At 72.6% G+C, this 22,515-nt stretch carries 19 protein-coding genes and 1 tRNA gene; 11 read left to right on the plus strand and 9 right to left on the minus strand.

Annotation, left to right across the window (positions count from 1 at the left end):
* Window positions 1–64: 64 nt before the first annotated feature.
* The 4 genes from OG392_RS15130 to OG392_RS15145 all read right to left on the minus strand — a co-directional run bounded on the left by OG392_RS15130 (window position 65) and on the right by OG392_RS15145 (window position 6,052).
* On the minus strand, window positions 65–2,638 hold the full coding sequence (locus OG392_RS15130; protein WP_329279569.1) for an ABC transporter permease: 2,574 nt from the start codon (window positions 2,636–2,638) through the stop codon (window positions 65–67).
* Window positions 2,635–3,423 (minus strand): ABC transporter ATP-binding protein, encoded by a 789-nt coding sequence (locus OG392_RS15135; RefSeq protein WP_329279572.1) that lies wholly within the window; start codon window positions 3,421–3,423, stop codon window positions 2,635–2,637. Before OG392_RS15135 ends, OG392_RS15130 begins: the two co-directional genes overlap by 4 nt.
* A gap of 288 nt (window positions 3,424–3,711) precedes the next feature.
* On the minus strand, window positions 3,712–4,896 hold the full coding sequence (locus OG392_RS15140) for an FG-GAP-like repeat-containing protein (RefSeq protein ID WP_329279574.1): 1,185 nt from the start codon (window positions 4,894–4,896) through the stop codon (window positions 3,712–3,714).
* A 91-nt stretch (window positions 4,897–4,987) separates the two neighbouring features.
* Window positions 4,988–6,052, minus strand: coding sequence for an alpha/beta hydrolase family protein (locus tag OG392_RS15145; RefSeq protein WP_329279576.1), 1,065 nt, complete (start codon window positions 6,050–6,052; stop codon window positions 4,988–4,990).
* Window positions 6,053–6,238: 186 nt separating this feature from the next.
* On the opposite strand from OG392_RS15145, the gene OG392_RS15150 reads away from it, so the two are divergent.
* On the plus strand, window positions 6,239–7,801 hold the full coding sequence (locus OG392_RS15150) for an MFS transporter (RefSeq protein ID WP_329279578.1): 1,563 nt from the start codon (window positions 6,239–6,241) through the stop codon (window positions 7,799–7,801).
* 214 nt (window positions 7,802–8,015) lie between these two features.
* Here OG392_RS15150 and OG392_RS15155 read toward each other — a convergent pair whose 3' ends face one another.
* From OG392_RS15155 to OG392_RS15170, 4 genes are all read right to left on the minus strand, one after another.
* Complete coding sequence (locus OG392_RS15155; RefSeq protein WP_329287281.1) at window positions 8,016–8,390, minus strand: VOC family protein; 375 nt, start codon at window positions 8,388–8,390, stop codon at window positions 8,016–8,018.
* Window positions 8,391–8,451: 61 nt separating this feature from the next.
* On the minus strand, window positions 8,452–9,396 hold the full coding sequence (locus OG392_RS15160; protein WP_329279580.1) for a cellulose-binding protein: 945 nt from the start codon (window positions 9,394–9,396) through the stop codon (window positions 8,452–8,454).
* 158 nt (window positions 9,397–9,554) lie between these two features.
* Window positions 9,555–12,170, minus strand: a complete 2,616-nt coding sequence (locus OG392_RS15165; protein ID WP_329279582.1) for an SUKH-4 family immunity protein — start codon at window positions 12,168–12,170, stop codon at window positions 9,555–9,557.
* Window positions 12,171–12,177: 7 nt separating this feature from the next.
* Window positions 12,178–13,176 carry an SMI1/KNR4 family protein gene (locus tag OG392_RS15170; RefSeq protein WP_329279584.1) on the minus strand — a complete coding sequence of 333 codons (999 nt, stop codon included), beginning with the start codon at window positions 13,174–13,176 and terminating at the stop codon, window positions 12,178–12,180.
* 267 nt (window positions 13,177–13,443) lie between these two features.
* On the opposite strand from OG392_RS15170, the gene OG392_RS15175 reads away from it, so the two are divergent.
* Together OG392_RS15175 and OG392_RS15180 are read left to right on the plus strand one after the other, a co-directional pair.
* Window positions 13,444–13,959, plus strand: a complete 516-nt coding sequence (locus OG392_RS15175) for a YwqJ-related putative deaminase (protein WP_329279587.1) — start codon at window positions 13,444–13,446, stop codon at window positions 13,957–13,959.
* 10 nt (window positions 13,960–13,969) lie between these two features.
* Window positions 13,970–14,461 carry an SUKH-3 domain-containing protein gene (locus tag OG392_RS15180; protein ID WP_030315362.1) on the plus strand — a complete coding sequence of 164 codons (492 nt, stop codon included), beginning with the start codon at window positions 13,970–13,972 and terminating at the stop codon, window positions 14,459–14,461.
* On the opposite strand, the gene OG392_RS15185 is transcribed toward OG392_RS15180, so the two are convergent.
* A complete protein-coding gene (locus OG392_RS15185; RefSeq protein WP_329279590.1) occupies window positions 14,424–15,755 on the minus strand; it encodes a sensor histidine kinase in 1,332 nt (443 codons plus the stop codon). The two genes, OG392_RS15180 and OG392_RS15185, sit on opposite strands and share 38 nt — an antisense overlap.
* 115 nt (window positions 15,756–15,870) lie before the next feature.
* Here OG392_RS15185 and OG392_RS15190 point away from each other — a divergent pair, with 115 nt between their 5' ends.
* The 8 genes from OG392_RS15190 to OG392_RS15225 all read left to right on the plus strand — a co-directional run bounded on the left by OG392_RS15190 (window position 15,871) and on the right by OG392_RS15225 (window position 22,499).
* Complete coding sequence (locus OG392_RS15190) at window positions 15,871–16,728, plus strand: hypothetical protein (protein ID WP_329287282.1); 858 nt, start codon at window positions 15,871–15,873, stop codon at window positions 16,726–16,728.
* Window positions 16,729–16,757: 29 nt separating this feature from the next.
* Window positions 16,758–16,829 (plus strand) — tRNA-Gln (locus tag OG392_RS15195).
* 110 nt (window positions 16,830–16,939) lie between these two features.
* Window positions 16,940–18,427: a bifunctional UDP-N-acetylglucosamine diphosphorylase/glucosamine-1-phosphate N-acetyltransferase GlmU gene (glmU, locus tag OG392_RS15200; protein WP_443054782.1), complete on the plus strand. Its 1,488-nt coding sequence runs from the start codon at window positions 16,940–16,942 to the stop codon at window positions 18,425–18,427.
* 121 nt (window positions 18,428–18,548) lie between these two features.
* A complete protein-coding gene (locus OG392_RS15205; RefSeq protein ID WP_030315367.1) occupies window positions 18,549–19,523 on the plus strand; it encodes a ribose-phosphate diphosphokinase in 975 nt (324 codons plus the stop codon).
* 261 nt (window positions 19,524–19,784) lie between these two features.
* On the plus strand, window positions 19,785–20,372 hold the full coding sequence (locus OG392_RS15210; RefSeq protein WP_329279595.1) for a 50S ribosomal protein L25/general stress protein Ctc: 588 nt from the start codon (window positions 19,785–19,787) through the stop codon (window positions 20,370–20,372).
* A 99-nt stretch (window positions 20,373–20,471) separates the two neighbouring features.
* Window positions 20,472–21,068 carry an aminoacyl-tRNA hydrolase gene (gene pth, locus OG392_RS15215; RefSeq protein WP_329279597.1) on the plus strand — a complete coding sequence of 199 codons (597 nt, stop codon included), beginning with the start codon at window positions 20,472–20,474 and terminating at the stop codon, window positions 21,066–21,068.
* Between the two features lie 42 nt (window positions 21,069–21,110).
* The gene (locus OG392_RS15220) at window positions 21,111–21,554 is read left to right on the plus strand and encodes a hypothetical protein (RefSeq protein WP_329279598.1); all 444 of its coding nucleotides are present in this window, start codon (window positions 21,111–21,113) and stop codon (window positions 21,552–21,554) included.
* A 177-nt stretch (window positions 21,555–21,731) separates the two neighbouring features.
* On the plus strand, window positions 21,732–22,499 hold the full coding sequence (locus tag OG392_RS15225) for an LPXTG cell wall anchor domain-containing protein (protein WP_329279600.1): 768 nt from the start codon (window positions 21,732–21,734) through the stop codon (window positions 22,497–22,499).
* Window positions 22,500–22,515: the final 16 nt, after the last annotated feature.

Genomic DNA, 22,515 nt, shown 5'->3' on the forward strand with positions numbered 1-22,515 from the left:
CCGGTGCGCGGACGCACCGGGGCCGTACTCCCCCGTTCTTCCCCCGTTCCCTCCCGCGACCTCGCTACTCGCTCGCGATCGCGTTCAGGACGTTCATCCGGCCCGCGCGGAACGCCGGGACCAGCGCCGCGAACAGACCCACGAAGGCCGAGCCGACGAAGACCGTCAGGATCGTCGACCAGGGGATCTCCAGGACCCCGAGGCCCTCCAGGGCGAGCAGCTTCTGGGCGGCGGTGCCCCAGCCCATGCCCAGGCCGAGGCCGAGCAGCGCGCCGAACAGGGCGATCACCACCGACTCCAGGCGGATCATGCGGCGCAGCTGGCGGCGCGAGAGGCCGATGGCCCGCATGAGGCCGATCTCCCGGGTCCGCTCGACGACCGACAGGGCCAGGGTGTTCACGACACCCAGGATCGCGACGACGATCGCCAGGGCGAGAAGCCCGTACACGATGTTGAGCAGCTGTCCGACCTGGTCCTGCAGCTGTTCCTTGTAGTCGGCCTGGTTGCTGACCTTGTACTGCGGGTACGGCGCGAGCGCGTCCTTGAGGGCCTGGTAGGCCTGGGTCTCCTGGCCGTCCTTCGCGCTGGCGAGCAGGAGCAGGCTCTGCGGCATGCGGTCGGCGGGGACGTACTCGGCGAGGGTGCTGACGTTGATGTACATCGCCCCCTTGTCGACCTGGCCGGTGTCCGCCGTGATCGCCGCGACCTTGAGCTTCGCCTTCTCGCCGCCCTTGAAGGCGAGGGTCAGGACGTCGCCGAGCTTCACGCCGTGCTCGGTGGCGTAGTCGCTGCCGACGGACATCGCGCCCTTGCCGTAGGCGTCGGCGAGGGTGCCGGCGGTCGTCTCGCGGCGCAGGTCCTTCATGTACGACGGGTCGGTGGCGGCCAGGTCGGCCTTCGTGGTCTTCCCGCGCGGGTCGGTGACGGTGGCGTCGACCCACTTGTACTCGCTGACGTGGTCGATCCCGGGGGCCTTCTCCAGGGCCGCCTGGGCCTGCGGGACGATCGGCTGCCCGGTGCCGGACTGCACGATGAAGTCGGCGCCGACGGACCGGTCCAGCTCGTCGGTGGCCGAGGCGACCATCGAGGAGCCGACGACCGACAGGGCGGCGACGAGCGCGAGGCCGATCATCAGGGCCGCGGCCGTGGCGCCGGTGCGGCGGGGGTTGCGGAGCGCGTTCCGCTCGGCCATCCGGCCGACCGGACCGAAGATCCGCAGGACGACGACGCCCAGGGCGCGGACGACTCCGCCGGCGAGGAGCGGGCCGACGACGACGAAGCCGAGGAGGGAGAGGAAGACGCCGAGACCGAGCCAGAGCGAGCCGGGGCCCGCTTCCTCGGCGCGGGACGCCGCCACGAGCGCGGCCGCTCCGGCGGCGGTGAGGGCGAGGCCGAGGCCGCCGCGGATCCGTCCGGCCCTGCCGTCGGCGGGGGTTCCCGCGTCGCGGAGCGCTGCCATCGGGGAGATCTTCCCGGCGCGGCGGGCCGGGATGTAGGCGGCGAGGACGGTGACGACGATGCCGAGGACGAGGCCGACGACCGGGGTCGTCCACGTGACGGTGAGGTCGTCGGTGGAGAGTTCCATGCCGATCGCGGACATGAGCTTCATCAGTCCGACGGCGAGTCCGACCCCCGCGGCGACTCCGGCGACGGAGCCGAAGAGACCGAGGAGCAGCGCCTCGATGAGGACGGAGCGGTTCACCTGCCGGCGGCTGGAGCCGATGGCCCGCATGAGGCCGATCTCGCGGGTGCGCTGGGCGACCAGCATCGAGAAGGTGTTGACGATCAGGAAGATGCCGACGAGGAAGGCGATTCCGGCGAAGCCGAGCATCGCGTACTTCATGACGTCGAGGAATCCGGCGACGTCCTCGCGGCCCGCGTCGGCGGCCTCGGCGGCGGTCTGCAGCTTGTAGTCCGCGCCGATGGAGGCGGCGATGTCCCGCTTGAGCGCATCGTCGCTGACGCCGGGCGCGGCGTCGGCCGTGATCTGGGTGAACAGGCCTTCCTTGCCCAGGAGTTCACGCTGCGCGGTGGGCGTCTCGAAGTAGACGACGGTGGCGCCCGGGTTGGTGACCTTGAACTCGGCGATGCCGGAGATCCTCGCGGTGAAGTCACCGGCGACGGAGATCGTCCGCAGCTCGTCGCCGAGCTTCAGGCCGTGCTTCTCGGCGGTGTCGCCGTCGACGACCACCTCGGTGGGACCGCGCGGCTCGTGGCCGGAGGCCATCTCCACCGAACGGAGTTCGTTGGCGCTCCAGTTGACGGCGATGGTCGGCGCGCCGCTGGTGGGGCCGACGTTCTTGTTCTTCGCGTCGACGACGGTGACGCTGGTCGAGATGACCGCGCCCTGCGCGGCCTGGACGCCCTCGACCTTGCGGACCTGCTCGACGAGCGAGGCGGGGAAGGACTCGGGGCGGCCGGACTGCGAGGACCCGTCCTCGACCGCCGCGTCCTTGGGGCTGACGGTGACGTCGGAGGCGGTCGACGCGAAGAGCTTGTCGAACGTCGTGTTCATGGTGTCGGTGAACACCAGGGTGCCGCTGACGAACGCGACGGAGAGCAGGACGGCGATGGCGGACAGTGCCATGCGTCCCTTGTGCGCGAAGAAGTTGCGCAGTGAGGTCTTGAGGACGCTCATGACGTCCGCCCGCGCGCGTCGAAGTCCTTCATGCGGTCGAGGACGGCGTCGGCGGTCGGCCGGAGCATCTCGTCCACGATCCGGCCGTCGGCGAGGTAGAGGACCCGGTCCGCGTAGGAGGCGGCGACCGGGTCGTGCGTGACCATGACGATCGTCTGGCCCAGCTCGTCGACCGAGGTGCGGAGGAAGCCGAGGACTTCGGCGCCCGCCCGCGAGTCCAGGTTTCCGGTCGGCTCGTCCCCGAAGATGATCTCGGGCCGGGCGGCGAGGGCGCGGGCCACCGCCACCCGCTGCTGCTGGCCGCCGGAGAGTTCGTTCGGGCGGTGCCTGAGCCGCTCGGAGAGACCGACGGTGTCGACGACGCGGCGCAGCCACTCGGCGTCGGGCTTGCGGCCGGCGATGTCCATCGGCAGCGTGATGTTCTCGATGGCGCTCAGGGTCGGCAGCAGGTTGAACGCCTGGAAGATGAAGCCGATCCGGTCCCGGCGCAGCTGGGTGAGCTTCTTGTCCTTGAGCCGGGTGATCTCGGTCTCGTCGAGGAAGATCTCGCCGCTGGTGACGGTGTCGAGGCCGGCGAGGCAGTGCATCAGGGTCGATTTGCCGGAACCCGAAGGTCCCATGATCGCGGTGAACTGTCCGCGGGCGATGTCGACGTCGACGGAGTCCAGCGCGACGACCCGGGTCTCCCCGGAGCCGTACGCCTTGACGACCTGACGCGCCCGCGCGGCGACGGCCGTACGCCCTCCAGTACCCCCGTGCCTGGGGATGGTCACAGCCGTGGTCACGGTTTTCTCCTCGGAGCGGTGAGTGGTGCGGTGGGTGGCTTGTAAGTTCAAGTTAAGGAGCGGGGACCGGACTTCTCCTCCTCCGCCGGGACGAACGGCCCCTGGGCCGTATGGGGGAGATCCCCCTAAGGGACGTCCACCCGGGGCGCCCCCGCCACCGCACCGCCGACCGCGCCGACCGCGCCTGGGGCCGGGGCCGCCGTGCCTCCGACCTCCCTCTCGGCGCTTCCCGGCCGCGTCCGGACACGCGTGAGGGCCTCCACCTTCAGGTGGAGGCCCTCGGCTCACTCAGAAGGCCCCGTTCAGGTCCCACCAGTCGCCGCCGCCCAGCCTGTCGCCCGCTCCGAGGCGGCCCGTGCCCGTGCCCGCGTACCGGTACAGCATCCGGGACTCGACCTGCGTCGCGATGAGATCGGGACGACCGTCGCCCGACCAGTCGCCGTTGCCGATGAGCATCGTCATGCCGTTCCAGCCGCCGCTGCCGACCAGGACGCGCGAGCCGAGCGCGCCGGCCTTGCCCGGGTAGAGCCAGAGCTTGCCCGTCGACGCCTCGCGGGCGTAGAGGTCGGCCCGGCCGTCGCCGTTCATGTCGCCGACGCCCACCAGGGCGTTCATCCCGTTCCAGCCACCCTTGCCGAGCAGCTTGCGCGCGCCCAGCGTGCCGGTGGAGGTGCCCGGGTACAGCCACAGCCTGCCGGTGGCCTTCTCCACCGCGAGCAGGTCGGACCGGGCGTCGCCGGTCAGGTCGCCGAAGGCGGCGATCCGGCTCATGGAGTTCCAGCCGCCGGCGCCGAGCAGCTTGCGCGTGCCGAGACCGCCGGTCCCGGTGCCGGGGTAGAGCCACAGCTTGCCGGTGGCCTTCTCGCGGACGATCACGTCCTCGCGGGCGTCACGGCTGAAGTCGCCGTGCCGGACCATGGTGTCGAAGATGTTCCAGCCGCCGGAGCCGACCAGCGTGCCGCTGCCGTCGCCCCGCAGGAACCACAGCCGTCCGACCAGGTCGCGGACGAGGACGTCCGCCCGCCGGTCGCCGTTCAGGTCCCCGAATCCGGCGGCCCTGGGCGAGGTGTCCGAGATCCAGTACGGGTACGCGGGCCCCTCGCACTCCCGGATCGTGCGGACGATCTTCACCGAGCTGACGGAACGGCTGGCGATGCTGGTCGTGTAGCCCTCGTTCGCGTACCGCCCGGCGCCGTCCTCGTAGTTCGGCTGGTTGAAGGTGCAGGCGAACCCGGGGGTCCGGTTGATGATCAGGCGGAACTTGTCGTCCCACGTGCCCAGCGTCGCCTTGCTCGACTGCGTCTTGAACATCGGCCCCGTGGCGCCGGTGTTCCCCCAGGCGCAGAAGTAGCCCGTGGGGCAGCCGTTCCCCGCGGCCTGCGCGGGCGCGGCTCCCGCGCCGAGCAGGCCGAGCGAGCCGAGTCCCAGGGCGACGGCCGTGGAGGCCAGTCGCCGGAACAGAGGTGTACGCATGAATTCCCTCCCGAAACGCGGCGCGCACACTCTTTCGATTCGCGCCGCGAAGAGGAACATACCCAGGTGATCGTCCCGCGCGGACGCGGCGTCACGTGACCGGGCCGCAGGACCGCACCTCGGGGTGGTCCGCGCTCAGCCGGTCGAAGGCTCCGTGCGGGGCACCGCGCAGGTGCTGGTCGAAGAAGGCGCGCAGACAGGTGCGGGTGATCGCCGTGGTGCGCAGCCCCGAGGTGGCCGCGCCGAGCGGCATGCCGAGCTGGTCGGCCAGCAGGCCGAGATCGGTGAAGGACGGGTGCTTGGCGCCCGCGACGACCAGCCAGCGCCTCCAGCCGGTCAGCAGGGGCCAGTCCCGGGCCCAGGTGTCCGCGGCGGGACCGTCGCCGGGGGCGTACTGGCCGTCCCGGCCGAGGAACAGGAACGGGCGGTCCAGGCCGGTGTCCGGGATCAGGGAGTCGGTGCTGCCGTCCACGTCGACGCCCGCGCGGATGCGCTCGTCCGCGACCATCGCCGCGATCGTGGCCGCGCCGCCCGCGGAGTGTCCGGCCATGCCGATCCGGTCCGGGGCCAGCCCGGCCGCGCCTTCCCACGGCGGGTCGCCGCCGAGCAGCCGGTCCAGCACGAAGGAGGCGTCGCGGGCACGGCCGGTCTTCACCTTGCGCCAGAACTCGGGGGTGCGCGCGAACCCGTGGCCGAGGGCGAAGACGGCCACCCGGCCGTCGGGAAAGGCGGTGGCCGCGGTCTCGTAGGTGTGGTCGATCGCGACCGCGACATAGCCGTGGCTGGCCAGGTCCTCGCCGATCGAGGTGAGCGTGGCGCGGGGCCGGGTGAAGCCCGGCGAGAGGAGGACCAGCGGCAGTCCGCGCGATGCGGGGGCGGGTGGGGCGTCGGGGAAGGCGTGGGTGCGCACCGAGCTCAGCACGTCGGGCGCGACGCCCACGGACCGCCCGGCCAGGACTTCCACCGCCTCGGTCCGGGTCAGGTACGGGGCGCGCGGACCGGACGGGCGCGCGGCCGGGTACCAGATCGTGATCATCAGCTCGCGCGTCGGCACCTCCGCGACCCACGGGTCGGGGCGGGAGGCGTCCTGGAGGTGCACCGACGTGGTGCCGACCGGATGCGACCCGGTCGGCGCGGGCAGGGCGGGTTCGGTCATGCGGTGCATCGTCGTCGTCCGCGCCCGGCCGCGCCATCGGGGAGATCCCCGATGTGCGGGTCAGGGGCACGGATCTCCCGGAGGCACGCGCCGGGGAAGGGAGAGCCTCGGGGGCTTCCTCCACCTCGGGTACGGGTGAGACCCTGTCGAGCGAACATTTAGGTGTACGAAGAAAGGGTTCTTGCGGTGACCGAGTCCTCCACGACACCGGCGGGCACCCCCGCCGGAAAGGCCGGAGCCACCGCCGCCCCACCCGGCCCGCCGGCGGCCCACCGCCGCGGCCCCGTCGTGGCCGCCCTCATGCTCGGCATGGGTCTCGCCGCCATCGACGGCACCATCGTGTCCACCGCCGTCCCCCAGATCGTCGGCGACCTCGGCGGACTCGCCGTCTTCTCCTGGCTGTTCTCCGGCTATCTGCTCGCCGTGACGGTCACCCTGCCGGTGTACGGGAAGCTCAGCGACACCTTCGGCCGCAAGCCGGTCCTGGTCGCCGGGGTCGTCCTCTTCCTCATCGGCTCCCTGCTGTGCGCGGCCGCCTGGAACATGGCCTCCCTCATCGCCTTCCGCGTCGTCCAGGGCCTCGGCGGCGGCGCGCTCCAGGGCACGATCCAGACGATCGCCGCCGACCTGTACCCGCTGAAGGAACGCCCCAAGATCCAGGCGAAGCTCTCCTCCGTGTGGGCCGCCTCCTCCGTCGCCGGCCCGGCGGCCGGCGGACTCCTCGCGGGGTACGCGGACTGGCGCTGGATCTTCCTGATCAACCTGCCGGTGGGAGCGGTGGCCCTCTGGCTGATCGTCCGGCACCTGAAGGAACCGGCCCGCACCGCCCCCCGCGCGCGCGTACGGATCGACTGGGCGGGCGCGCTCGCCATCTTCGCCACCGGGGCCCTGCTCCTCACCGCCCTGGTCCAGGGCGGTGTCGCCTGGCCCTGGCTGTCGGCCCCGTCGCTCGGCCTGCTGGCGGGAGCGGCCGTCCTGGGCGCGGTGACGGTGGCCGTCGAGCGGCGCGCGGCGGACCCGGTCATCCCCGGCTGGGTCTGGCGCCGCCGCACGATATCCGCCGTCAACCTCGCCCTGGGCGCGCTGGGCCTGCTCATGGTCGCCCCCACGGTCTTCCTGCCGACCTACGCCCAGTCCGTCCTGGGCCTCGGGCCGATCGCGGCCGGGTTCGTCCTCTCGGTGATGACCCTGAGCTGGCCCATCAGCGCGGCGTTCTCGAACCGGATCTACGGCCGGATCGGCTTCCGGCTCACCGCGGTCATCGGCATCTCGCTGGCCCTGCTCCTGCTCCTGGCGTTCCCGTTCCTCCCCTTCCCCGGAGAGCCCTGGCAGCCCGCACTGATCATGCTGCTCCTGGGCGGAGCCCTCGGCCTCTTCCAACTGCCGCTGATCGTGGGCGTGCAGTCGACCGTCCCGTACGAGGAGAGGGGCACGACGACGGCCTCGGTCCTCTTCTGCCGCCAGGTCGGCCAGAGCGTGGGCGCGGCCCTGTTCGGGGCCGTGGCGAACGGCGTCCTCGCCGCCCGCCTGGGCGGCGGCGACCTCGACACCCTGGCCCGCGCGCTCGACGCGCCCGGCTCCCTGACGGCCGGGGCGATGGACGGCCTGCGGCACGCGGTCGACGCGGCGGTCGACTACGTCTTCGTGGGCGCGGCGGCCGCGGCAGCACTGGCGCTGCTGGTCCTCCTGACCCTGGCGCCCCGCCGCTTCCCGGTCCTCAAGGAGGCACCGGGGGACGACCCCGCCTGACCGCGACACCCGAGGCCCTCGCTGGGCGGGGTGCCACGGTCCGGGGCCGGGGCGCGGGTCCCTCCAGGCGCCCGTACCGACGTGGCGGGTCGCGACGGTGACGGCGACCGCCGCTCGACGGCGGCCGCGCGTCCGTGAGACGTGCGGGTGTGCGTTCCTCCCGTGGAGGGGGGAGGCCGGCCGACGGTCGCCCTTCGGCCACCATCGGCCCGGATCACGCGCCCGGCCGCTTCCGGGGCGAGAGGCAGAACGGGTGCCCCGCCGGGTCCAGGACCACCCGCCACAGGTCGGGACGCGGCTGGGCCTCCGGGACGGTCGCGCCCCACTCCACGAGCCGGGCCACCGCCTCGTCCAGGTCGTCGACGTCGAAGTCGAGGTGCAGCTGCTGCGGCACCTCCCGGCCGGGCCAGGTCGGCGGCCGGTGCTCGTCGACCCGCTGGAAACCGAGGACCGGCCCGTCCTCGCCGCCGCCGACTCCGGCGAACTCCCCGTCCGAGCGCGGATGGAGCGGCCACCCCGTGGCCCGGTGGTAGAAGTCGGCGAGGGCCAGCGGGTCGGCGCAGTCGAGGTTGACCGCCGTCAGTTTCATCAGCACGGCGAGAAGCCTAGATCGCTCGCGGGGACGGCGGCTTCGGCCTCGACGGGCCGGCCTACGACGGGTGGGCGTCCGGTGCGTCGGCCTCCGGTGCGTCGGCGTCGGCGTCCGCGTCCGGGCTCGGTTCCTCCCGAGCGGGGTCCGAACCCCCGCGCCCCGTCAGCGCCGCCAGCGAGTCGCGGATGTGGTCCATGTGCCCGTGGATCTCGTCCCGGGCCTCCTCGTGCTCCCGCAGCACCCGCTCGGTCTCGCGCTCGACCCGCTCCGCCCTCATCCGGGCCTCGGCGAGCAGCCCGCCCGCGCGCGCCTCCGCGTCCTCCTGGCCGTGCCGGGCCTGTTCCTCGGTCTCGGCGAGGGAGCGGCGCGCCTCCGCGAGCCGCGCCTCCGCCGCGGTGGTCAGCTCCCCGTGGTGGGCGTCCAGGGCGGCCGCCCCGCCCTCCGCCGCGCGCTCGGCCTCCTCCCGTACGGCCTTCTGCTCCGCGTCCTGCTCCGCGAGGAGGTCCGCCGCGCGCCGCTCGGTCTCCTCGAAGACCTCCCGCGCCGCGGTCAGCCGCTCCTCCGCCTCGCGCCGCGCCTCCGCCGTCAGTTCCTCGGCCCGTGTCCGCGCCGTCGCCAGGGTCGCCCCCGCCGTCGCCTCGGCCGCCGCCCGGACGCCCTCCGCGTACGCCCGCGCCGCCTCCGCCGCCTCCCGGCCCGCCTCCTCCGCCGCCGCCGCGAGGGACTGCGCCGCCGCTTCGGCGTCCCGTACGAGCGACTCGTCCTCCCGCTCCGCCAGCTCCAGGATCTTCCCCGCCCGGTCGCCGAGGGACTCGTACCGGTGCGGCACCAGCGCCTCCACGGCCGCGCGCAGCCGGGCCGCCTCGGCCTCCATCTCCTTCGCGAGGACGGTCAGCCGCGCCGCCCGCTCCCAGGCGCCGTCACGGTCCTCGGAGAGCGCGGCGAGATGGCGGTCGACCTGCTCGGGCCGATACCCGCGCCCCCGTCCGACAGCGAAACTCATCCCTGGCGCCCCTTCCCTGTGCCCGACCCGAACGTCCAGGATGCTGCATAAGAACGGACAAAAGGCGCCCAACGTGCATACACGTCGAGCGCCTTTCATCACATTCTGTCCAGCAGAGTCTGTCCAGCGGCACCGGCGGGAAACCCCGGCCCCACCTCCTACAGAAGCCCGTCCCACATCTGCTCGAGCAGCACCGACCACCAGTTCTCCGGCGACGACAGCGCCGCCGGGTCCAGCATCGCCAGCTGCGCCTGGAAGTCGACCGTCCAGCGGCCCGCCTGCTCCGGGTTCAGCCCGAACCGCAGCCGCCACATCCGGCCGAGCAGCGCCATCGCGCGCGTGAACTCCGGCAGCCCCGTGTTCACGAACTGCGGCGGCACCGGCTGCCCGCCGGGACCGGCCTCCACCGGGACCGCCACGATGTGCGCGGTCCCGTACTGGACGCAGATCGCCCGGCCGAAGTCCGAACCGAGCACCAGGTACGAGCTGGCGTCCGGCGCGGACTGCACCTGCCGCTGCGCCGCCAGCTCCGCCAGCGTCGGCACCACCGGCACCGCGGGCTGCGCCCAGAAGAACGGCCCGAAGTCCGCCGGCAGACCCGCCCACACCAGCGTGCGCGCCACCAGCTCCGGCACGCCCTGCCGCGACACGGCGCGCTGGTCGAAGCGGAGGACGCCGGGACCGAACGCCCCGGCCAGCTCCTGCGCGATCGCCTCCGGCGGGACCGGCGGGGCGGGCTGCACCTGCGGCAGCGGCGCCCGCACCGGCGCAGGCCGCGCCGGACCGTCCGCCACCTGATGCAACTCGCCCTGATGCGTGAGGAGTTGCCGCATGCCCTGCTGACGGCCCGCGTGATCACGGCCGTACGGGGCGATGCTGGTGATCCGCGCCTGCGGCCAGGTCTCCCGGATCATCCGCGCGCAGTAACCGCCGGGCAGCTCACAGGACTCCAGCTCCGTGTGGAGTTCGAGCACCTGCTGCGGCGGCACGTTCATCGCGCGCAGCTCGTGCAGGATCTGCCACTCCGGATGCGGGGTGCCCGGCGCCGAACGCCGGATGATCTGCGCCTCGGAACCGTCCGGCGCGCGATAGCGCAGCACCGCCTGATAGCCGGGACCGACCGTCGGCTGACCCGCCGGCCGCGGATACCCGTACGCGGGCGGTACGGCCCCGGGCACCGGGCCGGGCCCCGGAACCTGCCCGGGTACGGGCCCCGGTGCGGGCGGCGGCGCGTGACCACCGTGCAGCGGCGGCGGCGGAGCCGGCGGCCCCGGGGGCTGCGGCGCCGTCGGACCGGCCGGACCCGGATGGGCCAGCATCGTCGCGGCGTGCTCGATCCCGCCCGCGGGCGTGCCGGGCACACCCGGCGGCGGCGGGGGCGGCGGAGGCGCGCCCGGACCGCCCTGGTTCGGGTGCGCCAGCATCGTGGCCGCGTGGTGCACGGGCTGCGGCGGCGTCGGCGGACCGGGCGGGGCCGGAGCGGGCGGCGGACCGGGCGGACCCGGCTGCGCGGGCGGCCTGGGCCCCTCGGGCCCGAGCTGCGCCACCAGCTGGGTGGGGATGTAGGCGTTGCCACCCGACGAGGCACCGGGGACACCGGGAGCTCCCGGCGGCGGCGGGGGCGACGCGGGGCCCCGCCCGCTCTTCGGGGACAGGGCGGCCTTGCTGGTCGCCGCGTCCGCGATGTCCCGGGCGCCGGGCGCCGAGGGCGCGGGCGGCGGCGCACCCGGACCGGCGGCCTGCGCGGGCGCCGGGGCGTGCGGCGCGGCGGGGGCCGGTGCGGGCGGGCCCGCCGTAGCGGCGCCCGGCGGCGGCGCGGCGGGGTCGAGCCGGGGCGCCACGGCGGTCGGGGGCAGCGCGCTACCACCCTTCATCAGGGCGGTCGGCGCGTCGGCACCCACCTGCGGCGGCGGGGCGTCCTCGTCGTCCGTCCCCGACAGCGCGGGCGCGAACACCGTCGCGGGCAGCGGCACCGCCCCGTCCGCACCACCGGAACTCGCGTTGGCATCGGCCCACGGACTCGGCGCGGGCGGCGGAGTCCGCGCGGGTACGGGCGCCGGTGCGGCCGGAGCCTGAGGCACGACCGGAGGCCCGACCGGAGGCACCCCAGGGGCCACGGGCGCCGCCGGAGCGACAGACCCCGCGGCGGGAGCCTGCGCGACCGGCGCCCCGGAGGCCGGAGCCGCACCCGGCGTCTCCGCCGGAACCCCGTCCATCGCGGTCGGCTCGTACGCGGCACCCGTCCCCACGGACACGCCCGCGCCCTCCGACGCCGACGAGGAGGAAGAGGAGGCCACCGACACCGAGGGCCCCGACTCCCCCGCCGCCACCGGCTCCGACGCGTCGTCCATCGCGGACGACGAACCCCCGCCCTCCTGCGAGGCGTTCGGCTGCTTCGGCAGCCCGATCCGGTCCGCCGCGTCCTGCAGCCACTCCGGCGGACTCAGCAGGAACGACGTCTGGTTCAGATCGATCCGCGCCGCCGGTACGGCCGCCTGCGCCGGAACCTCCTCCGACGTCCCGTACTCCTCCTCGTACCGGCGGATCACCTCACCCACCGGCAGACCCGGCCACAGCGTCGCCTCACCACTGTCCCGGGCGATCACCAGCCGCTGACGCCCGCCGTCCGACGTCGGACCGCCCTCGCGGTCCTCCGCCCACACCACGAACCCCAGCTCGAACTCCCGCACCCGCACCTCACGGTGCTGATACGACGGCAGGTCGCCGTTGATCCATTCCTCGGCGCGCTCCTGCGCCTGCGCGAACGTCACCACAGCCCACTCACTCCCCCACCGGGACGACCGGCACCGCGCGCGCGAAGCCACCGTCCACCATCAGGTTCGCCACCGTCTCCAGCTCCGGCGGATTGCCCGCGAGCCGCTGGAGGAACACGTCGAAGTCCGCACCACACGGAAGCAGCAGCCGCTGCACCCGCTCACCCACCGACCAGCCGGCCGCCACCTCGCCGGAGTCCCGGGCGTCGTCGTACGCGCAGAACCACACCGAACCGACCCCCTCACCCCGCACCTTCAGCGCGATCAGACCGCCCTGGACGAACGCCACACCCAGGTAGTCCTTGGTCAGATGGTCACGGAGGCACTTGTTGACATAGACGAGGTCGTTGACCCCCGCCTCCTCCCGCACCGTGAAGAACGGCTGGTCGACCAGGAGCCCCAGCTCCGCGTCGAGCGCCGCACCCACCGGAGCGCACCCGCCGGCCGCCCGCAGGAAGGAGCGGTACGCCCCCGGGAGCCGGTAGCCGAGATCCTCCTCGACACCCTGGAGCTGCTGCTCCGACACCGACACCAGGCCCTTCGGCAGCCCGAAGTGCGCCGGCCGGGTCTCCTGCAACGGGCGGGTGCCCCGCTTCGTGTGGTCCACGGCGGCTGTCGCCACCCCGCCGTGATGGCGCAGCAACGCCTTCACCTCGACCGGGACCAGCTCCATCCGGCGACTGCGGGCCACGTGATGCCAGGTCCAGCCGTGCGGCGTCGCCACCGAGGGGATCGTGTCCCACAGCTCATGACCGGTCGCCGCCATCGCCGCGTTCGCCGACACGTAGTCCGTGAGCCGCAGCTCGTCGACGCCGAAGCCCTCCGGCGGGTCGGCGATCTCCGCCGCCGCGCGCGCGTACGGCGAGAAGTCCGGGTGACCGAACTCGTCCACCCGCACCCCTCGCGGGTGCCGGGAGGCCCGGACCGGGTCCGGGAAGTGCACGACCTGCCCGGCATAGGCCGCGTTCGGTGGCGCGGTGTCCTGCCCGAGCCGACCTGTCGTCATGGCGGTTGCCCCCTGCACTGGCGTCGCTGACTGCTACTACCCGCAGCCGACGGCTGCTCCTGACTGATGCCGCACAGCCTATGCGCTGCCACAAGAGCCCGAACCGGCCCGATCCGGCGGTGACCAACTGTCACGACGCCATGACAGGTGCACCATGATTCCGACACACCGAAGCCGCGTTTCAGCGCCCCAGCTTCCCCATATGGCTCCCTATTTGGCAGGCTGTCCACGCAACTCGGGGGATTGCAGGAGGGGAAGACCAGCACCATGCACACAGCACCGACGCCCACACAGGGTGACCCACGCCTCAACTGGAGCAGCAGCGCCGACACCACGCGCGCGCCGTTACTGCTACAGCGCCGCGACGGCATCCTCCCCACCGTCGGGGCCGCCCTCTCCGTCCGCGGCGAGACGGCCCTCACCTGCACCGCCGGCCGCGGCGACCGGCCACCCGCCCTGCACGCCCTCGTCCAGGACTTCCTGGACACCCTCACCAGCGGGCAGCGCGAACGCTTCACCGGACGATGTCCCGAGGCGATCCTGCTCTCCCGGCACCTCACCGCCACCGAGAACGCCCGCTCCAAGCGCGCCCAGCGCAAACCGCTCACCCCCGGCGAGGCCCGCCGCTCCCTCAAGCACGCCAAGCTCACCGCACGGCACATCCGCGAGGACGGCGACCCCCTGCACGGCAGCTACGCCGCACCCTGCCGCTCCTGTACGGCGATGCTCGCCCACTTCGGTGTCCGCACCGTCGACCCCACCACGCCTGTCGAGAACGGCTGACCGCACCCCTATGCCCGACCACCTCAGCACCACCCGGTTCCCGGTCAACGTCGACGCCGCCCTCCGCGAAGCCGGCTGGCAGCCCGGCCGCTGGGACATCAAGCTCGCCGAAGAATGGGCCGACACCCTCCGCGCCCACCTCTCCCCCGCCGGACACCGGCACAGCGTCTTCCCCGCCGTCGTCGAGGCCTGGGCCGAATTCGGCGGACTGCGGATCACCGCACCCGGCCACGGCCGCCAGATAGCGCCCGCGGCCGTCCGCTTCGACCCGCTCGCCGGACTCCACCTCTCCCGCACCCTCGCCGACCTCGGCCGCGCCCTGGACACGGAACTCGCACCGCTCGGCGAGGAGGGCGACCACCAGGCGATCCTCGCCATGGACATGGAAGGACGGGTCTACAGCCTCGACCACGCCGGCGACTGGTACCTCGGCAAGGACATCGACACGGCGCTCTCCACCCTCGTCACGGGCGCGCAGCCGACCCGCCTGACGGCGGGGTGACCGTCGGCAGCACAGCCGACACCTTGAACCCCCCGGCCTCGGTCGCCCCGGAGACGAACACCCCGCCGAGCCGCAGCACGCGCTCCCGCATGCCGACGAGCCCGTTCCCGCCGCTCGGCAGCCCCACATCGGCGGCGCCCGCGTCCGAGGGACAGGGTCCGTTCTCCACCTGCATCGCGACCTCCGCCTCCCGGTGCGCGAGCCGGACCACCACCTCGGCGCCCACCGCGTGCTTGTGCACGTTGGTCAACGCCTCCTGCACCACCCGGTACGCCGTGCGCTCCACCTCCGGGAGATAGCGCCGCGCGTCACCCACGACGTCGAGCTTCACCACCGTCCCCGCGAGCCGGGACTGCTCGCACAGCCCCTCCAGCGCGTCCAGACGAGGCCCGTCCTCGGCGGCCGCCTCGGCGGCAGCGGCGGCGGCCCGCCCGACGGCCGCCAGCGGCACCGGAGCGGGGGCCACCGGAGCGGCCCCCTCCCGCAGCACCCCCAGCATCTCCCGCAGCTCGGTCAACGCCTGCCGCCCCATGTCCCCCACCAGGGCGGCGTTCCGCACGGCCTTCTGGGGATCCTTCAGGGCCACCGCCTGCAGGGCCGCCGCGTGCACCACCATCAACGACACCCGGTGCGCCACCACGTCGTGCATCTCACGGGCGATCCGCGTCCGCTCCTCCTGCCGCGCCCACTGCGCCCGCTGCTCGGCCCGGTCCGCCAGCAGCGACAGCTCCTGCTCCAGACTGTCCGCCCGCTCCCGCAGACTCTCCATGAGCCGGCGGCGCGCCCCTATGTACAGGCCGAAGAGCAACGGCGGCGCGTTGAGCCCGAGCGTCATGAAGAGCGAGACGACGGGCACGTACCAGCCGCTGGGGTCGATGTCGGCCCGGGCGACGTCCTGCCGCATCCGCACCGCCGTCACCACGAACACGGCGACCGTCGACATGCCGGCGAGCAGGGCGGTGATCCGCCGGGGCACCTCGGAGGCGGCGAGCGAGTACAGCCCGACGATCCCCATGAGGAAGCCCATCTCGGCGGGCGTCACGGCGATCGACACGAGCACGACCCCGATGGGCCACCGGCGCCGCACCAGCAGCACGGACCCGACGAGCAGCCCGAACAGCATGCCCACGGGCACGGGCAGCGAGGCCTGCTCGGCGAACCGCACCCCTTCGAACCCGCACTCGACGGCGGACACGAGGGCGAGCCCCCCGTCGAGAACGGCGCTCCGCCGTCTCCCCCACCACCACCATCTCCCGACGCCCTCGGCGCCCCGGTCTGCCCCCGTCACGGTCATGACCACCACCCTACGGGCGGGTCCTCACGTCAACGCTGCGGACACCAGTCCCTCGAACTGTCGAACAGGCCAGGCTTTCGACCCGGACGTCCGCATTCCGGACGACGGTGTGGGTATGACAGCCGAAACGAGCCGGTACGCCGACTTCGAGGGCCTGCGGGAGCAGGCCGTCGCCCTCCGCCGCGAGGGCCTCAGCCTCCGCCAGATCCGCGACCGGCTGCGGATCCACAACAACGACCTCCTCCACCGCCTGGTGAAGGGGGAGCCCGCACCCGAGTGGACGAAACGCCCGAACGCGAAGGACGACCTCCGGGACCGCGCCAGGGAGCTCCGCCTCCAGGGCATGACCTACGACCAGATTCAGGTCGAGCTGGGCTGCTCCAAGAGCTCGATCTCGCTTTGGGTCAGGGATCTACCGAAAGTCGACCACCGCACCCCCGCCGAGCAGGGCAGGGAAGCCGCGCTGAAGCGATGGGCCCACGAAAGCCCTCTCCGTGAGGCCGCGCGCCTCACAGCCGTTCGCGAGGCCGAGGGGGCAGTCGGAGCCCTCAGCGCAAGAGAACTCTTCCTCGCCGGCGTGGCCCTGTACTGGGCGGAAGGCTCCAAGAGCAAGCCCTACCGGCGCGATGAAACCGTCACCTTCATCAACAGCGACCCCGGAGTCATCGGCGTCTACCTGGCATGGCTCGACCTCTTGCAGATCCCACGCGAGCGGCTCCGGTTCCGGGTGATGATCCACGAGTCCGCCGACGTGAGCGGAGCGGAGGAGTACTGGGCAGACCTCGCCGGGATCCCCCGCACGGAGCTGCAGAAGACGACGCTCAAGAAGCACAATCCGAAGACCGTCCGGAAGAACACCGGGGCCGACTACCGGGGATGCCTGATCGTCCGAGTGGCCGCCGGCTGCCACTTGTACCGTCGCATCGAGGGCACCTGGTACGGCATAGTGGAGGCCATCAGGCCAACGGGCTGACAGTATGTCCGTTTTGGCAGCTTACGCCATCCCCTGTGGTGTAATCGGCAGCACTGGGACCTTTGGAGTCCTATGTCCGGGTTCGAGTCCTGGCAGGGGAGCGCGCTTGGTTCGGGTCCTGACCATGACGGTCAGGACCCGCACTCATGTCCGCCCCCTTGCCCCCCGGTATCCTTCGTGCGTCCACCACACAAAGCCGAAGGGCATTCCCGTGAGCGCCAACCGCCCCCAAGTTCTCGGCTCCGCTCGAACAGGGGAGGCCCCCTTGGCAGCCGTCGTCGTCCTCGCAGCGGGTGAGGGCACCCGCATGAAGTCGAAGACCCCCAAGGTCCTCCACGAGATCGCCGGGCGCTCGCTCGTCGGGCACGTCGTGTCCGCCGCCCGGGAGTTGGAGCCCGAGCACCTCGTCGTGGTCGTCGGGCACGCCCGCGAGCTGGTGAAGGGGCACCTGGAGGAGCACTACGCCGGGACCCGCACCGCCGTCCAGGAGGAGCAGAACGGCACCGGGCACGCCGTGCGGATGGCCCTGGAGGAGCTCGGGCAGACGCCCGAGGGGACCGTGGTCGTCGTCTGCGGCGACACCCCGCTGCTCTCCGGCGAGACGCTGCGCGCCCTCGCCGACACCCACGCCGCCGACGGCAACGCCGTCACCGTGCTGAGCGCCGAGGTCCCGGACTCCACCGGGTACGGGCGGATCGTGCGGGACCCGGCGACCGGGGCCGTGACCGAGATCGTGGAGCACAAGGACGCCTCCGACGAGCAGCGCGCCATCCGCGAGATCAACTCCGGCGTGTTCGCCTTCGACGGGCAGCTGCTCGCGGACGCCCTCGGCAAGGTCCGCACGGACAACAGCCAGGGCGAGGAGTACCTCACCGACGTGCTGAGCATCCTGCGCGAGGCCGGGCACCGTGTCGGCGCCTCCGTGGCCGTCGACCACCGCGAGATCCTCGGGATCAACAACCGCGTGCAGCTCGCCGAGGCCCGCGCCCTGCTGAACCGGCGGCTGATCGAGGGGGCCATGCTCGCCGGTGTGACCGTGGTCGACCCCGCGTCCGTCTTCGTGGACGTCACCGTGACCTTCGAGCCCGACGCCGTCCTCCTGCCCGGTACGCAGCTCCTCGGGGCGACGCACATCGGCGAGGACGCCGTGGTCGGCCCGAACACGCGTCTGAAGGACACCCGCGTCGAGAAGGGCGCCCGGGTGGACAACACCGTCGCCGACTCCGCCGTGATCGGCGAGAGCGCCTCCGTGGGGCCGTTCGCGTACCTCCGTCCGGGCACGAACCTCGGCCGGAAGTCCAAGGCCGGCACGTACGTCGAGATGAAGAACGCGACGGTCGGCGAGGGCACCAAGGTCCCCCATCTGTCGTACGTGGGCGACGCGACGATCGGCGATTACTCGAACATCGGTGCCGCGAGCGTCTTCGTGAACTACGACGGTGAGGCCAAGCACCACACCACGATCGGATCGCACTGCCGGACCGGTTCGGACAACATGTTTGTGGCTCCCATCACGATCGGGGACGGCGCGTACACCGCCGCCGGGTCCGTGATCACGAAGGACGTCCCGGCCGGCTCGCTCGCCGTCGCCCGGGGCCAGCAGCGGAATATCGAGGGTTGGGTGGCCCGGAAGCGTCCCGGCAGCGCTGCCGCTCAGGCCGCTCAGGCCGCCACGGGGGACTCCGCCGGCGAAAGCTGACCGGAAACAGGTACGTCGAACTCGGCGTACCGTGATACGTGCACACAAATTCGGCTGGCTCGCACACGCGCACGACAGCTCGTGGAACGCGGCCAGACAACACGTCTGAGGAGACAGTGCTGTGACCGGGATCAAGACGACCGGCGAGAAGAAGCTGATGCTCTTCTCCGGCCGCGCCCACCCCGAGCTGGCCGAGGAGGTCGCGCACCAGCTGGGCGTCGGCCTCGTTCCGACCAAGGCGTTCGACTTCGCCAACGGTGAGATCTACGTCCGCTTCCAGGAGTCGGCCCGTGGCGCGGACTGCTTCCTGATCCAGAGCCACACGGCTCCGATCAACAAGTGGATCATGGAGCAGCTGATCATGATCGATGCTCTGAAGCGGGCCTCGGCCCGGAGCATCACCGTGATCATCCCGTCGTACGGCTACGCCCGTCAGGACAAGAAGCACCGCGGCCGTGAGCCGATCTCGGCGCGTCTGGTCGCGGACATGCTCAAGACGGCCGGCGCGGACCGCATCCTGACGGTGGACCTGCACACGGACCAGATCCAGGGCTTCTTCGACGGCCCGGTGGACCACCTGTCGGCGCTGCCGGTGCTGGCGGACTACGTGGGTGCGAAGGTCGACCGTTCCAAGCTGACGATCGTCTCCCCGGACGCGGGCCGCGTGCGGGTCGCCGACCGCTGGTGCGACCGGCTGGACGCGCCGCTGGCGATCGTGCACAAGCGCCGTGACAAGGACGTCGCCAACCAGGTCACCGTGCACGAGGTCGTCGGTGACGTGAAGGGCCGCGTCTGTGTCCTGGTGGACGACATGGTCGACACCGGCGGCACGATCTGCGCCGCCGCCGACGCGCTGTTCGCGCACGGCGCGGAGGACGTCATCGTGACGGCCACGCACGGCATCCTCTCGGGCCCCGCCGCGGACCGCCTGAAGAACTCCAAGGTGAGCGAGTTCGTGTTCACGGACACGCTGCCGGTGCCGGGCGCGCTGGAGCTGGACAAGATCACGGTGCTGTCGATCGCGCCGACGATCGCGCGCGCGGTGCGCGAGGTGTTCGAGGACGGTTCGGTGACGAGCCTCTTCGAGGAGCACTGAGCCGTAGCCGCTCGGTAGGCACGAGGGCCGTTCCCCGTTCGGGGGAGCGGCCCTCCGCCGTGTTCCGGGGGTTTCGGTGATCGAATTGGGTGGTAGGGCGGTGGGCCGGTAGACTGCCGGAGTTGCTCGGCGAGGGAGGCCGTACCCGTACGTCTGTACAGGGTCACGGCGGTCCGTTATCGACGCGCTCTTCGTAGCAGGCCATCGCCAGTCGTGGCCGGGTGACCACATTTGTCGTCACCTTTCTACGAGGAGTGCACCATGTCCGAGGTCAAGCTCGCCGCTGCCGTCCGTACCGAGTTCGGCAAGGGCGCCGCCCGTGCGATCCGCCGCGCCAGCCAGGTTCCCGCCGTCGTCTACGGCCACGGCTCGGAGCCGTCGCACGTGACCCTTCCGGCCCACGAGCTGGCCCTGGCGCTGCGCACGCCGAACGTCCTGCTCTCCCTGGACGTCGACGGCAAGAACGAGCTGGCGATCCCGAAGGCCGTCCAGCGTGACGCCATCAAGGGCTACCTCGTCCACGTCGACCTGCTGCTCGTCAAGCGCGGCGAGAAGGTCACCGTCGAGATCCCGGTCCAGGCCGAGGGCGAGCTCGCCGCCGGTGGCAACCTGCTCGAGCACGTGCTGAGCACCCTCTCCATCGAGGCCGAGGCCACCCACCTCCCCGAGTCCGTCACGGTGTCCGTGGAGGGCCTGGAGGCCGGTTCCTCCGTCCTCGCCAAGGACATCACCCTCCCCAAGGGCTCGACCCTGGTGACCGACGCGGACGCCGTCGTCCTCCAGGTCCTGGCCGCGCAGGCCGAGGAGCCGGCCGCCGAGGCCGAGGTCACCGAGGGCGACGAGGCCTGAGCCGTAGGCTCTGCTTGACGTGACGGGGTGACGGGCCGCACGGCCCGTCACCCCGTTTTTTCGTATGTGGACGTATCTGGACGAGGAGACCCGACGCAGATGACCGACGACGCGAACGCGCCCTGGCTGATCGTCGGCCTCGGCAACCCCGGGCCCGAGTACGCGGCCAACCGGCACAACATCGGGTTCATGGTGGTGGACCTGCTCGCCGACCGGATGCGGGGCTCGTTCAAGCGGGCCGGGAAGGCTCAGGCGCAGGTCGTCGAGGGCCGGTTGGGCCCGCCGGGACCGGCGAGCCGTCGGGTGGTGCTCGCGAAGCCGATGTCGTACATGAACCTGTCGGGTGGCCCGGTGACGGCGCTGCGCGACTTCTACAAGGTGCCGACGGCGCGGATCGTGGCGGTCCACGACGAGCTGGACGTCGACTACGGGGTGCTGCGGCTGAAGATCGGTGGCGGCGACAACGGGCACAACGGTCTGAAGTCGATGACGAAGTCGATGGGCGCGGAGTACCACCGGGTGCGGTGCGGGATCGGCCGTCCGCCGGGCCGGATGCAGGTGGCGGACTTCGTTCTGAAGGACTTCTCGTCGGCGGAGCGCAAGGATCTGGACTGGTTCGTGGACCGGGCGGCGGACTCGGTGGAGTGCCTGGTGGCGGAGGGTCTGGAGCGGGCGCAGTCCGCCTATAACTCCTGAGGCCGGCGGGACACTCGCGGTACGACTGTACGATCGCGGGTCATGACGCACGTCCGTAACGCCGCCATGGCCCTGGTCGCCCTCCTTCTCGTGGTCGCGGGCGCCTGGGCCTCCTGGAACTCGGCCCAGCACGTCCTGCTCGCCAAGGGGCGGGAGCACGGCACGCTGACGGTCACCGGCTGCACCGACGACACGTGCAGCGGCCGCTACACCCCGGAGGACGCCTCCTCGACCCGCCGGACGCTGACGATCGCGCGTTCGGTGGCGGCGGAGCGGGGCGTGACGATCCCGGTGGTGGTGAAGCCGGGCACGGACGAGGGCGTACGGACGGGCTGGGGCGGCGGTCTGCACGCGTGGCTGCCGCTGGGCGGGGCGCTGCTGCTCGCGGCGCCGCTGATCGGTGGCGGGCTGCGGCTGCCGAGGACGGCGTGGTCGGCGGCGGGGGCGGGCGCGGCGCTGCTCGTGGCGGCGTTCTTCGCGCTCTGAGGGCGATGACCCGATTCCACCGGTTCCTGGCGTGATCGTTATGGGGCACTGAGGTAGGGCCGGCATGAGGCGAGGGATAGTCTGCCCTCCTGCCACCCCCCACGGCATCCCTCACCCGAAGATGGACGACTGCACATGCGACGTTCTCTCATACCCGCCGCCGTTCTTGTCGCGGCGATGGCAGGTCCCCTCGTTCTGGCCCCGGTGGCCGTCGCGTCGGAGGCCCCCCAGCCCAAGCCGCTGCCGCTGCACCAGATCAAGGACCTTCCCCTGACCGCCGGGGAGTTCGGCGAGAAGGGCGACTGCCCGACCGTGCCGGCCGGCAAGGACGGCTGGCACTTCGTGCTGCCGGGCAGCGGCAAGGGCGACTCCGCCGTCTTCACCAAGCTGACGGTGGAGTTCCAGCCGGGTGGCGTCCAGACCATCACGGCCTTCGGCCCGCCGAGCGACAAGCACGCCTACGTGAGCTCCGAGCCGGGCGCCAAGCTGATCGCCGCCTCGGCGGAGGTCTCCGCCCCGGTCAAGCAGGGCTGGTTCAACCTGTCCCACACCTGCCCGGCCACCCCCGTCTCCGAGACCACGCCTCCCGTCACGGAGACGCCCGGCACGGAGACCCCCGGTACCGAGACTCCCGGCACGGAGACCCCCGGTACCGAGACCCCGGGCACGGAGACCCCCGGTACCGAGAGCCCCGCTCCGTCGGAGACCGTCCCGGGTTCCTCGGAGACCCCCGGCGCCTCCGAGACCCCCGGTGGCACCGAGTCGCCGTCCGCGTCCGGGACCACCCCCGGCAGCGGTGGCACGGGCAGCACCGGCAGTACCGGTGGTGACCTCGCCGAGACCGGCTCCAGCGCCCCCGTCGGCGTGCTCGCCGCCGTCGCCGTGGCCCTCGCGGGTGCCGGCGCGTTCCTGGTGACCCGGCGTCGCAAGGCCCAGCAGCACTAGGCGGTACCGGCGTACC

It is taken from the genome of Streptomyces sp. NBC_00691, assembly GCF_036226665.1.
Lineage (GTDB): Bacteria > Actinomycetota > Actinomycetes > Streptomycetales > Streptomycetaceae > Streptomyces.